At 75.1% G+C, this 12,170-nt stretch carries 13 protein-coding genes; 4 read left to right on the plus strand and 9 right to left on the minus strand.

Annotated features, from left to right (window positions below):
- The 4 genes from ACR807_RS22265 to ACR807_RS22280 all read right to left on the minus strand — a co-directional run.
- A partial coding sequence (locus tag ACR807_RS22265) for an endo-1,4-beta-xylanase (RefSeq protein ID WP_438923312.1) occupies positions 1-1,965 on the minus strand: 1,965 nt, incomplete at its 3' end.
- Between the two features lie 133 nt (positions 1,966-2,098).
- Positions 2,099-2,584, minus strand: coding sequence for a SigE family RNA polymerase sigma factor (locus ACR807_RS22270; RefSeq protein WP_438923313.1), 486 nt, complete (start codon positions 2,582-2,584; stop codon positions 2,099-2,101).
- A gap of 45 nt (positions 2,585-2,629) precedes the next feature.
- Positions 2,630-3,121: a hypothetical protein gene (locus tag ACR807_RS22275; RefSeq protein ID WP_438923314.1), complete on the minus strand. Its 492-nt coding sequence runs from the start codon at positions 3,119-3,121 to the stop codon at positions 2,630-2,632.
- A 232-nt stretch (positions 3,122-3,353) separates the two neighbouring features.
- Complete coding sequence (locus tag ACR807_RS22280; protein WP_438923315.1) at positions 3,354-4,331, minus strand: LacI family DNA-binding transcriptional regulator; 978 nt, start codon at positions 4,329-4,331, stop codon at positions 3,354-3,356.
- 55 nt (positions 4,332-4,386) lie between these two features.
- Between ACR807_RS22280 and ACR807_RS22285 the strand changes: the two genes are divergently transcribed.
- Positions 4,387-5,556, plus strand: a complete 1,170-nt coding sequence (locus ACR807_RS22285) for an MFS transporter (RefSeq protein WP_438923316.1) — start codon at positions 4,387-4,389, stop codon at positions 5,554-5,556.
- Positions 5,557-5,564: 8 nt separating this feature from the next.
- On the opposite strand, the gene ACR807_RS22290 is transcribed toward ACR807_RS22285, so the two are convergent.
- Positions 5,565-5,993: a YkvA family protein gene (locus ACR807_RS22290; RefSeq protein WP_438923317.1), complete on the minus strand. Its 429-nt coding sequence runs from the start codon at positions 5,991-5,993 to the stop codon at positions 5,565-5,567.
- A 479-nt stretch (positions 5,994-6,472) separates the two neighbouring features.
- Here ACR807_RS22290 and ACR807_RS22295 point away from each other — a divergent pair, with 479 nt between their 5' ends.
- Entirely contained in the window at positions 6,473-6,805 is a 333-nt protein-coding gene (locus ACR807_RS22295; protein ID WP_438923318.1) for a MerR family transcriptional regulator, read from the plus strand.
- Positions 6,802-7,674 carry a hypothetical protein gene (locus ACR807_RS22300; RefSeq protein ID WP_438923319.1) on the plus strand — a complete coding sequence of 291 codons (873 nt, stop codon included), beginning with the start codon at positions 6,802-6,804 and terminating at the stop codon, positions 7,672-7,674. Before ACR807_RS22295 ends, ACR807_RS22300 begins: the two co-directional genes overlap by 4 nt.
- Before the next feature lie 103 nt (positions 7,675-7,777).
- Here ACR807_RS22300 and ACR807_RS22305 read toward each other — a convergent pair whose 3' ends face one another.
- Positions 7,778-8,689: an SDR family oxidoreductase gene (locus ACR807_RS22305; protein WP_438923320.1), complete on the minus strand. Its 912-nt coding sequence runs from the start codon at positions 8,687-8,689 to the stop codon at positions 7,778-7,780.
- 86 nt (positions 8,690-8,775) lie between these two features.
- Between ACR807_RS22305 and ACR807_RS22310 the strand changes: the two genes are divergently transcribed.
- Positions 8,776-9,339: a TetR/AcrR family transcriptional regulator gene (locus ACR807_RS22310; protein ID WP_438923321.1), complete on the plus strand. Its 564-nt coding sequence runs from the start codon at positions 8,776-8,778 to the stop codon at positions 9,337-9,339.
- Positions 9,340-9,435: 96 nt separating this feature from the next.
- On the opposite strand, the gene ACR807_RS22315 is transcribed toward ACR807_RS22310, so the two are convergent.
- The 3 genes from ACR807_RS22315 to ACR807_RS22325 all read right to left on the minus strand — a co-directional run bounded on the left by ACR807_RS22315 (position 9,436) and on the right by ACR807_RS22325 (position 11,922).
- Positions 9,436-11,298 (minus strand): pectate lyase-like domain-containing protein, encoded by a 1,863-nt coding sequence (locus ACR807_RS22315; protein ID WP_438923322.1) that lies wholly within the window; start codon positions 11,296-11,298, stop codon positions 9,436-9,438.
- A gap of 209 nt (positions 11,299-11,507) precedes the next feature.
- The gene (gene rpmF, locus ACR807_RS22320) at positions 11,508-11,669 is read right to left on the minus strand and encodes a 50S ribosomal protein L32 (protein WP_438923323.1); all 162 of its coding nucleotides are present in this window, start codon (positions 11,667-11,669) and stop codon (positions 11,508-11,510) included.
- A gap of 1 nt (position 11,670) precedes the next feature.
- Positions 11,671-11,922, minus strand: a complete 252-nt coding sequence (locus tag ACR807_RS22325) for a type B 50S ribosomal protein L31 (RefSeq protein WP_438923324.1) — start codon at positions 11,920-11,922, stop codon at positions 11,671-11,673.
- Positions 11,923-12,170: the final 248 nt, after the last annotated feature.

Consider the following 12,170-nt stretch of genomic DNA (forward strand, 5'->3'; position numbering starts at 1 on the left):
GTTGAGGCTGAACGTCGCGGGCCTGGCGTTGCGGCCGGTCCACGAGCCGAGGAAGCCCAGGGTGGTCGAGCCGCCGGACGGGAGCGCGCCGTTCCACGACTCGTTGCGCACGGTGACGTTCGCGCCGTCCTGGGTGTGCTTGCCGCCCCACAGCTGGGTGATGCGCTGGCCGTCCGGGAACGACCAGGCCAGCGTCCACGACGTGGTGGGCGCGCCCCGGTTGACGATGCGCACCGAGCCCTGGAAGCCGCCCTGCCACTGGCCGACCAGGTCGTAGTTGATCACGCACACGGGCGGGGGCGGCACGTCGGTCGTCGTCGTCGTCGTCGTGGTCGTGGTCGTGGTCGTGGTCGTGGTGGTCGTGGTGCCTCCGCCGATGCGGCTCGGGTCCACCACGCCCCAGTAGGCGTCCTTGGCCTGCAACCGGGTGTCGAACAGCAGCGGGTGGTCCTTGCGGGTCACCGGGAACGCGTCGAGCCACGTGTTGTCGTCCGCCAGGCCCCACAGGGTGACCGAGCTGATGGACGCCGAGTGCCGCTGGTAGACCTCGAACAGGTCGCGGTAGCGGTACGCCTGGGCGCGCAGGACGTCGGCGGGCGGCGTCGGGTAGGACTGGCCGTTGTCGGTGTAGATCGAGATGTCCATCTCGGTGATCTGCTGGTCCACGCCGAGCAGGGCGAACTTCGCGATCGCCTCCTCGGTCTCGGCGACCGAGGGCCACTGCACGTTGACGTGCATCTGGTGGCCGACCGCGTCGACCGGCACGCCCTCCGCCCGCAGCTGCGCGACCAGGGCGTGCAGCTTGTCCCGCTTGGCCGGCACGGTGGTGTTGTAGTCGTTGATCACCAGCCGCGCGGTGGGCGCGACCTCGCGGGCCACCCGGAACGCGGTGCGGACGTAGTCCAGCCCGGTGATCTCGAACCAGCGGCTGCGGCGCAGGCCGTCGGCCTGGTTCTCGTCGACGACCTCGTTCACCACGTCCCAGACCGGGACGTCGTCGCCGAAGTGGGTCACCACGCCCCGGACGTGCGCCTCCAGCCGGGCGAGCAGCAGTGCCTTGTTCTCCGGGGTGGCGGTCATCTCCGCGCCGGACGCGTCCTCGAACACCCACGCCGGGGTCTGCTGGTGCCACACGAGCGTGTGCCCGCGCACGGCCGCGCCGTTGGCCTTCGCCCAGGTCACGAGCGCGTCGGCGTCGGCGAAGCGGAAGGCGCCCTCGGTGGGCTCGGTGGCGTCCCACTTGAGCTGGTTGCCGGGGGTGATGGAGTTGAAGTGCCTGGCCAGCAGCTGACCGTGGTTGCCCAGCAGCTGCGCGGGCTCGACGGCCGCGCCCACCGCGAAGTGGTCGGCCAGCACGTCCTTCACCGCCGGGATGTCGGTCTGGACCGGCGGCAGCGGCGTGTGGGACAGCGCGAAGTCGTCGACGTGGAACGCCGCCGCGGCGCTGGTCGTCTCGACGTACGCGACGAGGAACTCGACGTCGGCCGCGAGCGTGTAGGAGCCCTTCAGGTTGACCCAGCCGTCGGCGGTGACGTCCGTCGTGCCCACGACCTGGTCGTAGGACGGGGTGCCGCCGGTGCGGCGCTCGACGGACAGGCGCGCCCCGGTGGCCGCCTCACCGGCCGCCAGCCGCACCCACACCGACAGGTCGTAGCGGGTGCCCTTGTCCACGACGTCGAGCAGGTCGCGCACGGGCCCCTCCCAGTTCTGGGTGCGCCCGGTGACGGCGAGGCTCCGCGTGCCGCCGTGCGCGACGGCCGTGCTCACCGCCAGCGCCTCGCCCCCGCGCGGGGCCCAGCCCTGCGCGGTGCCGTCCTCGAAGGTGCTGGAGACGACGACCACCGGGTCGTCCGCCTGCCGCGAGACCACGGGTCGGGGCGCCGTCTCGGCACCCGCGTGCGCCACCGCCACGAGCCCGCCCGCCAGCGAGGCGGTCGCGAGCAGTCCGGCGAGAACTCTCCTCATCGAGGGTCCCTCTTCCGTCACCAGGTCTGGGAGCGCTCCCAGACCGACTGCCCGGACTATAGGAACCCCACCCGCACCTCGGCCGGCCGCCGTTCAGCCCAAACAGTCGAACGGCGCGTTCGACGGGCGCCGCTCAGGCGGCGGGCGACGGCGACAGCAGGGCCCGCAACGCGGCCAGCCCCTTCGCCGCCTGGCTCTTGACCGTGCCCTCGGTGCAGCCGAGGGCACGTGCCGTGTCGGCGAGGCTGAGGTCGTGGCAGTAGCGCAGCACGACGACGGCCCGCTGCCGGGGCGGCAGGCGGACGAGGGCGGCGCGGACGTCCAGGACCGCGTCGGTGTCCGGGGACCGGTCGGCGACCGCGGGCACCTCGGCCACGGCGGTCTCCCGCCGCCGCCCGGCGCGGCGCGCCTCGTCGACCACCACGTGCAGCAGCACCCTGCGGGCGTAGGCGTGCACCCGCACGTCCGGCCCCAACCTCGACCGCACGTGGTGCACCTTCAGCAGCGCGGTCTGCGCCAGGTCGTCCGCGCGGTGCCGGTCCCCGCACAACCGGTACGCGCCGCGCCGCAGCAGCGGGCCGTCCGCGCGGGCGTACTCCTCGAACTCACCGTCCGTCACGCACCTGGTTGACGGGAGGCGCCCCCCGCGTCCCCGTGGTCCTCGTCACAGCGCTCCGCGGGCGGGGGCGCTCGGCAGCGGGAGGCGCGCCCATCGGCGCACCCGCTCCCGGTACAGCCGGCGGGTCAGCGGCCCGGTGGCCGCGGTCACCACGTCGGCGGCCGTGACGGGCGCACCCAGCCGGAGCATCGAGCGCAGGTGCGCGACCGTCGTGCGCTGCTCGTCGCTGCCCAGCTCGAACCACCGCCACCCGCGCGGCCCCGCCCCCCGCAGGGCGAACGCCAGGCGGGCGCGCCGCACGACGACCGGGTCGCCGGGCGCGTCCGCGTCGAACCTGCGGTTGGCCGGGTCGGCGCAGAACCGGTGGGCGAGGACGTCCCCGGTCATCGCGGGCGCGGCCGGGTGCCCGGCGGGCCACCCCCAGTCGGTCCTCAACCCGCACCAGTGGCACGACGGGCGACCCCGCTCCGCCGAGGGGGGCACGGGCGGGCGCGGGGAGGCGGACGAGGCGGTCATGAACTGGACGGCGGACTCCATGACCGAACGCTATAGCCGCCGCGCGGCCGGGGGGCGGCGGAAGTCCCGGAGGCACCGGAAGTTCGGCAGAGGTGATCGGCCCGGGTGATCACCCCGGGGCGCCGACGGACCGCTGGACCGGGTCAACGGGCCGCCCACCGCGCCGAGCACCGGTCCGCGCAACCGGTTTAGTCCACAGTAGACGGAGGGGTGCCCTCGTCCGGGCGGCGTCGTCCCGGGCCGCCCCGTGCGCTCAGGCGCTGTCCCGGACCACCAGGGTCGAGGGGTGGAGGGTGAGCGGGCGGGGTGCGCGCCGGTCCAGGACCGCCGTCGCCGCGCCGGCCGCGACCTCCTCGACCGGGTTGGTGGCCGTGGTCAGCCCGGGGCGGCTCAGGGCGGCGAACGCGATGTCGTCGAACCCGGCGACCGCCACGTCCCCCGGCACGTCCACGCCCGCGCGGCGCAGCGCGCCCAGCGCGCCCAGGGCGGTCAGGTCGCCCAGCGCGAACACCGCGTCGGTGTCCGGCCAGCGGGCCAGCACCTCCCCCGCCGCCGCCTCGCCGCGCGCGGCCGTGAAGTCGCCCGGCACGGCGCGGACCGGCAGGCCCGCCTCCCCCACCGCGCGGCGGTAGGCGTCGAGGGCGCGGCGCGTGCAGGGCAGCCACGCCGGGCCCGTCACCATCGCCACCCGCCGCCGGCCGCCGGTCACCAGGTGCTCGACCACGCGGGTGGCGCCCGCGCCGTTGTCGACGTCGAACGCCGGCACGTCCCGCGAACCGACGCCGATGGCCGCGACCCGCCCGCGCGCCGACCTCGGCAGCGCCGCCAGCGCGGCCTCCGTGGGGTTGACCAGGACGACCCCGCCGACGCCCCGCCGCTCGGCCAGCCGCGCCACCGCGCCCGGGTCGCGCAGCGGCGCCCAGTGCAGCGACACCCCGACCTCGCGGGCGGCGGCGACCCCGGCGACGGCGGCGAGCACCCTGGCCGCGTACGGGTCGTGCAGCACGCGCGCGTCCTGCCCGCCGACGGCCACCGCGATGCGCGTGCCGCCCCCGGTGGCCAGGGCGCGCGCCGCCGCGTCGGGCACGTAGCCGAGTTCGCGCGCGGCCTCCGCGACCCCGCGCCGCGCCGCCTCCGAGGCCGGGCCCCGTCCGCTGAGCACCCGTGACGCGGTGGCCGCGGACACGCCGGCGAGCCGTGCCACGTCCTCCAGCCGCGCCTTCCCCACCACGCGCCCAGTCTGCCGGCCCTTGCGGTGGAAGCGCTTGCAGGCGTGGGGTCACGGGGTGAGCACCTCCACGGTCGACGTGCGGCAGGCCCGCACCGCCACCACCGCCGTCACCGCCGTCTTCGGCCTCAACGGGTTCGCCCTGGCCACGTGGTTCGCCCGGGTGCCCGCCGCGCGCGACGCGCTGGGCCTGGACGCGCGCGGGCTGGGGTTCCTGCTGCTGGCGATGTCCGCCGGGTCGGTGTCCGCGATGCTCACCGCCGGCGCGGTCGCCCACCGCCTCGGGGTGCGGCGCGCGGTGCGCTGGTCGACGGCGGTGCTGGCGGCGGCGCTGGTGCTGATCGGGGTCGCGGTCGGCACGTGGCCGTCGGCGGCGGCCACGGCCGCGGGGCTGTTCGCGCTGGGCTACGGCTCGGGCGTGTGCAACGTGGCGATGAACGTGGAGGCGGTGGCCGTCGAACGGGTGCTCGGGCGCACGGTGGTGCCCCGCTTCCACGGCGCGTGGAGCCTGGGCACGATCGCCGCCGCCGGCACCGCCGCGCTCGCCGCGTCGGTCGCGCTGCCGGTGACCGCGCACCTCGTGGGCGCGGCCGTCGCGACCCTGGCCGGCACGGTCGTGGCCGCGCGCTCCTTCCGCTACGGCGGCGACGCGCGGCGCGGCGGCAGCGGTGTCCTGGCCGCCTGGCGGGACCCGCGCACCCTGCTGATCGGCCTGCTGGTGCTGGTGCTCGCGTTCACCGAGGGCACCGCGAACGACTGGCTCGCGGTGGCGTTCGTCGACGGCCACGCGGTCACCCCGGCGGTGGGCGCGGTGGTGTTCGGCGTGTTCGTGACGGCGATGACCCTGGGCCGCCTCCTCGGTCCCGCCGCGCTGGACCGCTGGGGGCGCGTGCCGGTGCTGCTGGGCACGATGTCGTGCGCCGCGGCGGGCGCCGCCCTCGCGGTGCTGGGCGGTTCACCGGTCCCGGCCGTGCTCGGCGTGGCGCTGTGGGGCCTGGGCACGTCCCTGGGCTTCCCGGTCGGCCTGAGCGCCGCCGCCGACGACCCGGAGCGGGCCGCGGCCCGGGTGAGCGTGGTGGCGCTCATCGGCTACACCGCGTTCCTCGCCGGCCCGCCGGTGGTCGGCCTGCTCGGGCAGCACGTCGGCGTCCTGCGCGCGCTGCTGGTGGTGCCCCTCCTGCTCGTGCCCGCCCTGGCCCTGGTGCCGGTCCTGCGCCGGCCGCGTTGACCGTCCGCTCAGGACGGCTCGGTCCCCCGGTCGAGACCGGTGAGGCGGGCCAGCGCGGCGAAGCCGTCGTCGGTGCCGGGCCAGTGCCCGCGCACGACGTCCGGCCCGGCCCGGCGCACGACACCGCGCAGCACCGCGGCGACGACGATCGCGTCGTCGGCGTACCCGAGGACGGGGATGAAGTCCGGCACGAGGTCGATCGGCGACGCCAGGTAGACCAGCAGCAGCGCCACCCGCACCCGCACCCCGCGCGGCAGGGTCCGGTCGGCCGCGAGCCGCCGCACCAGCCGCAGCAGGTCGGGCAGCAGCCGCAGCGCCTCGCGCAGCAGCGCGCCCCTCGGGCGCACCACCACGAGCACCACGACCAGGGCCAACCACACCACGACCGCACTCACCCCGACGCCGACCACGACGTCCCACCAGACCGAACCCGTCACCGCTGCTCCCTCCGCCCGACGCGGGGGCAGTGTGCCACCCGGCCGCGCGAGCGGGGGTTGCCGCGCCTCGGCCGACGAGGGGTCGCCCGGACCGGGACCGGACGCCCCCCGCGCATCGACCGGAGGGGTGTCGCGGCGGGGCCGGGGGCGAGCGCTGGTGCGGGTGGACCCGGTGCGGCACCGGGAGGGGGCGCAGGCGCGGTGGTGCGGGCGGGTCCGGGGCGCCGGGGCTCCCGGACGGGCCTCGTCGGGTGAACGGCGGCTCCGGGGTGGCGCCGAACGCGGCGTCCACGATGGCGGCGAACTCGGCGTCGAGCCAGTCCGGGTCGCTGAGGACCAGGTCGGCGAAAGCCGTTGCGCGCACTGCGGTTCCGTTCACGTCGATCACTCCGGGCCACGTCCACCAGGGTTGTTGACCGATGTATATTTCTTATAGGCACGACTGGAGGTTCTGTCAAGCACCCGATGAAGGGCCCGCCGTGGCGCTGCGCGAACTGGACGACCTGGACTTCCCGACTTACACGATCGGGCAAGCCGCGGGGCTGCTCGGCGTGCGGCAGGCGTTCCTGCGCAGCCTGGACACCGCCGAGCTGGTGCGGCCGGTGCGCTCCGGTGGCGGGCACCGGCGCTACAGCCGCCGCCAGCTGGAACTGGTGGTGCGGGTGCGGGCGCTGTTCGACGAGGGCCACTCGCTCGCGGCGACCACGCGCATCCTCGACCTGGAGGACGCGCTGACCGCCGCGCGTGCCGAGATCGCCGACCTGCGCGGCCGGTTGCGGACCGCGCACGAGACCGGAGGGGAGTTGTCGTGACGGCGGTGGACACCCGCCCGGAACCGGAACTGGTCCCGCTGCGGACCGACTTCGACGTGGTGTGGCGGGGGTACGACCCGGGGCAGGTGCGGCACTACGTGGAGGGGGTGGAGGCCGACCTGCGGTTGCTCGCGGTGGACCGCGACGCGGCGGCGGCCCGGGCCGACGACCTGGCCCGCGAGCTGGAGCGCGCCAGGTCGGAGGCGCACGCGCTGCGCGAGCGCCTGGACCGCCTGTGCCGCACGCCGGTCGACCCGGCCGCGCTCACCGAACGCCTGCGGCGCCTGGTCGACCTGGCGCACGAGGAGGCCGCCGAGATCACCGAGCGCGCGCGGGCCACCGCCGAGCAGCACTGGGCGACCGCCGAACGGGCCGCCGCGAGGCTGCGCGAGCGCTCGGAGCGCCTGGTCGCGGACCTCGACGCGCGCCGCCGCGAGCTGGAGGCCGAGCACGAGGCCGTGATGCGCCAGGCGCACGAGCGGATCGCCGCGACGACCCGCGAGGCCGAACGCCGCCGCCGTTCGCTCGACGAGCGGGCGGAGGCGCTGCGCGCCAGGGTGCAGGAGGACTTCGAGACCGCGATGCGCGCCCGCCGGGCCGAGGCCGCGGCGGCGCTGGCCGCCCAGGAGGCCGCCGCCCGCGAGCGGGCCGAGCGGATCGTCCGCGAGGCGACCGAGCACGCCGACCGCGTCGTCACCGAGGCCCGGCGGCGGGTGGACGAGCTGCGCGACCGGCGGGCCCGCATCGCCGACGGCCTGCGCGAGGCCCAGCGGCTCCTCGCCGACGCCGACGCCCTCCTGGAACCGGCCGGGCCGCAACCCCCGCGCATCCCCGAACAGGCTTCCGGACCGGCGCTGGTCCCGGCCTGATGCGCGGCCGTGCCGGCACCGCCGCCGCCGGTGCTCGTGCCGGCACGAGCACCGACGGTCAGGCCACCTCAGGTCGGACAGCCGCAGGCCGGGCAGCCGCAGGTCAGGCGGCCGGTCCGCGCGGCCGGAAGTAGTGCCCCTGGTCGAGGTCGTCCAGGAGCGACGGCCGCGTGGGCCGCCAGCCGACCAGCTCGCGGGTCAGCTCGCTCGCCGCCGGTGCGTCGGCGGCGAGGAACGCGCCCAGCCACCCGAAGTGCTCGGCGGCCCGCTCCGGGGCGACCGGCACGACCGGCAGGTCCAGGTGCCGACCGATCACCTCGGCGATCTCGCGGACCGGCACGCCCTCCTCGGCCGCGCCGTGCAGCACGGACCCGGCCGGGGCCGACTCCAGCGCGAGGCGGAACAGGCGGGCCGCGTCGAACCGGTGCACGGCGGGCCAGCGGTTCGCGCCGTCGCCGACGTAACCGGACGCGCCCCGGTCGCGGGCGGTGCCGATCAGCGCGGCGAGGAAGCCGGGGTCGCCGTCGCCGTGGACGGTCGGGGCGAGGCGCACCACCGACGACCGCACCCCGCGTTCGGCGAGGGCGAGCGCCGCACGCGCGCTGACGGCCCGCACCGCGCCCGGTCCGTCCTCGGCCGGCCGGTCGTGCTCGGTCCCGACGCGGCCGGTCGCGAGGCCGATCAGGCCGGAGGCGATGACCAGCGGTCGGTCGCTGCCCGCCAGCTCCGCGCCGAACGCCTCGATGGCGCGCAGGTCGACGCGACCGGACTCCTCGTAGGCCGAGAAGTCGTGGATGAAGGCCAGGTGGACGACGCCGTCCGACTCGGCCGCGCCGGCGCGCAGGCTGTCGAGGTCCTCCAGCGAGCCGCGGCGCACCTCCGCGCCGGCCGCGGTCAGCGCCGCCGCCGACGAGTCCGAGCGGGCGAGCCCGACGACCTCGTGACCGGCGTCGATCAGCTCGGGGACGACGGCGGAGCCGATCCAGCCGCTCGCACCGGTGACGAACACGCGCATGGTGATCCTCCGGGAACCGTGATGTCAGTTGCTGTCATCACCGTAGCACTGCGATGACAGTCGCTGTCATCAGTTAGGATCGGCGCATGGGCCGCTGGGAGCCGAACGCGCGGGGCCGACTCGAACAGGCCGCCCTGGACCTCTACGGCGAGCACGGGTACGAGCAGACCACCGTGGCCGAGATCGCCAAGCGGGCCGGCCTGACCGAGCGGACGTTCTTCCGGCACTTCGCCGACAAGCGCGAGGTGCTGTTCGCCGGCAGCACGGCGCTGCGGGACGCCCTGGTGGCCGCCATCGCCGACACCCCCGGGGCGACGCCCCCGGTGGAGGCGGTGACCAAGGCGCTGGAAGCGGCCTGCGCCGTGCTCCGGGAACGCCACGAGCACGCCCGCCGACGCCACGCCGTCATCACCGCGAACGCCGAGCTGCGCGAACGCGAGCTGATCAAGCTGGCCTCGCTGGCCGGCGCGCTGGCCGGCGCGCTGCGCGAACGCGGCCTCGACCCCGTCACCGCGGACCTGGTCGCCGAAACGGGCATCGCCGTGTTCCGCGTCGCCTTCGACCGCTGGGTCGCCCCCGGCAACGAGCAGGACCTGGTGCTCCTGGTCCGGGACACCGCCGACCGCCTCGACGCCCTGACCGCGCGCTGACCGCGCGGCCGGTGACGCGCCGGACGACCCCGTCCACGCGAACGCGGGCGGTGCCCGACCGGGTGGGTCGGGCACCGCCCGCGCGGGGGCGTGCGACTACGGCAGCGGGTACTCCGCGACGTAGACCGGGACGCCGATCTTCGTGGTGTCGGCCGCCTCGCCCACGCCGTTGACGACGTGGTCGATCGTGCCCGCGGCGAGGTTGACGGTCATGATGTGGTGCAGCTTCACGCCCGGCCGCTCCGGCACCTCGAAACCGTTCTCGGTGTGGATGGACGGGTTGTTCTGGTTGAACACGTAGACGCCGCCGCCGTGCAGGGTGTGCGTGCGCACGCGGTCGCCGACCTTGTAGCCGGCCCAGCCCTCGACGTCGCCCTTCATCCAGTCGGCCTGCGTCGGCGGGTCGTAGGGCAGCTCGTTCTGGTAGAGCACGACGGTGCCGCGCTCGCCGTTCCAGACGGTGTTGTGCCGCTGGAAGTGCTCGACGAACAGGCCGGTCGCGGTCACGTCGTCGCCGTTGACCACGACGCCCGTGCGGCCGGTGTTGGTGTTCCAGCGCTGCGTGTCGGTGAAGCCCTCGACGCCGTGGTCCGCGCGCCACACCCAGGTGTGGTCGATGAGCACGTGGTCGCTGTTGACCTCCAGCGCGGTGTCGGTCCGGCCGACGTGCGGCCCGCCGACGCGGAAGTACACGTCGGACAGCGTGGTCGGGTTGTTCGGTGAACTCCAGTTGAGGCCGTGCCGCTTGCCGACCCGCAGCAGGACCGGGGACAGCTCCGTCCCGGCATCGACCGTGACACCGGCGACGACGACGCCCGGCACGCCCGCGACGTCCAGCGGGACCGCGCCGTTCACGGCGGTGAGCGTGGCGTGCCCGATGCCGAGGACGACGGTGTCGGGGCGCCGGACCTCGATGCTGCGCGCGACGTCGTAGACGCCGGGGGTCAGCAGCAGGTGCTTGCCGAGCAGGAGCGCGGTGTTGATCTCGCGCACCGAGTCGCCCGGCTTGGCCACATAGAAGTCGCTCAGCGGGATCGTGCGGCCGGGCGTGGTGCCGTTGGCCCACGAGACGCCGCTGGTGTTCTTGCGCGCCGCGGGGACGCGGACGTTGTACTTGCCCTTGGCGTCCACGAACAGGTAAGGCTTTTCGCGGCTCACCGGGGTGGTGTCGAGCGTGGTGTAGGGCGGGTTCGGGAACGCGGCGTCGTCCGGGGCGCCCACGACGCCGGAGAACACCTGGTTCCACACGCCGTTGGACCAGCCGGCGACCTCGCTGTCGCGGGTCAACCACTGCTGCTGCGAGCCGTTGGTGACGGCGGGCAGCCGCGAGTCGGCGATGAACCCGCCGCTGGCGTACTGCGGGCCCGCGGTGCAGTAGTCCATCAGGGACAGCGAGCCGTTGGTGACGTTGAGCCGGCGCACCGACACGGCCTGCGACACGGCCCAGAAGTTCGTCGTGGAGCGGCAGCCGTCCTGGCCGGCCGCGTTGACGTTGACCGTCAGGTTGGACAGCGTGCGCCAGAAGTTGACGAGGGCGATGCAGTTGCCCGTGCCGTTGTCGGCCAGGCAGCGGTTGTAGACCTCGACCTTGCCGTTGATGACGACGTCGGTGGGCGAGGCGCCGAGGCCCGCGATCTCGGTGTAGTAGCCGACCTTGATCTGGAGCGGCTGCTCGGCGGTGCCGTACTGGCCGGGCTTGAACAGGTAGGCGTACCGCTGGGTGCCCATCTCGTTGTCGACCTGGGCGGCGTGCGTGGCGTCGAGCTTCGCCTGGATCTCGGCGACCGGCATGCTCGGGTCGAACACCGTGACGTTCGCGCCGAGGTCCTGCGTGCCGCGCCGGGGCGGGTCGGCGGACGCGGCGGGTGCGATCGTCACAGCGGCCGTGGCGAGGGCGAGGCCGAGCGCGAACGCCCTGCCCGGACCACGCCTGGAGTGGCGCATGATCGTCATTGACATGCCTCTGCTGAGGGTAGGACCGCCCGACCACCGAGTCGAGAGAGCGCTCTCACCGGCCCGGTGGTGATCAAGCGGCGACGGAGGGGTTGGCTATTTCTACTCCGCCGACCGCCCGAAATCCATGCCTGTCCGACCCGGGTTTCACCGGCCGCGCCCGGCCTGCCCCCGGTCGGTCCGCGCGGTGGTGGCGGACCGACCGGGGCGCGGGGTCAGAGCAGGCCCCGCCGGTAGGCGGCCACCAGCCGCCGGGGCACGGTGAGCCTGCGCCCGTCGAGCGTGGTGACCGGGACCAGGTCGGGGACCTCGGCCTTCCACTGCGAGCGGCGGTGGCGGGTGTTGCTGCGCGACGTCTTCCGCTTCGGCACGGCCATGTCAGCGGTCCCTCTTCCCGTAGCGGCGGTTGAACTTCTCCACCCGGCCGGCGGTGTCCACGACCCGCTGGTTGCCCGTCCAGAACGGGTGGGAGTCCGACGTGACGTCGACCGTGATCAGCGGGTAGGTGTTGCCGTCCTCCCACTCGACGGTCCTGGACGACGTGGCCGTGGACCTGGTCAGGAACGCCTTGCCCGTCGACTGGTCCTGGAAGACCACCGGGTGGTAGTCCGGGTGGATGCCCTGCTTCACGTCTCCTCCGTCCCGTCGAGCCGGTCGGCTCGGCCGCACCAGACTAACGGAAACGATTGTCATTGCGAAGCGGGCTCGGCCTTCCGTCTACTCCGGACGCCCTTCCGGTGTTCTCGTTGTGTTGCTGAGCGTTGTTGAGCGATTGCGTTGAGCGGTGTTATGTTCGGCGCGCCAGACGAACCGTCGTGCCCTCAGCCGCCGGAGGTCGCACGGCCGTGAAGTGCGGTCCCTGCGTCCGAAGGAGTCCC

The sequence above is a fragment of the Saccharothrix sabaoui genome (assembly GCF_051756985.1).
Classification (GTDB): domain Bacteria; phylum Actinomycetota; class Actinomycetes; order Mycobacteriales; family Pseudonocardiaceae; genus Actinosynnema.

Bases quoted from the DNA above. Each gene is read 5' to 3' on its own strand.
- ACR807_RS22305 (WP_438923320.1), bottom strand. From the start codon at position 8,689: ATGCGCGTGTTCGTCACCGGTGCGAGCGGCTGGATCGGCTCCGCCGTC.
- ACR807_RS22315 (WP_438923322.1), bottom strand. From the start codon at position 11,298: ATGTCAATGACGATCATGCGCCACTCCAGGCGTGGTCCGGGCAGGGCG.
- ACR807_RS22310 (WP_438923321.1), top strand. From the start codon at position 8,776: ATGGGCCGCTGGGAGCCGAACGCGCGGGGCCGACTCGAACAGGCCGCC.
- ACR807_RS22275 (WP_438923314.1), bottom strand. From the start codon at position 3,121: ATGGAGTCCGCCGTCCAGTTCATGACCGCCTCGTCCGCCTCCCCGCGC.
- rpmF (WP_438923323.1), bottom strand. From the start codon at position 11,669: ATGGCCGTGCCGAAGCGGAAGACGTCGCGCAGCAACACCCGCCACCGC.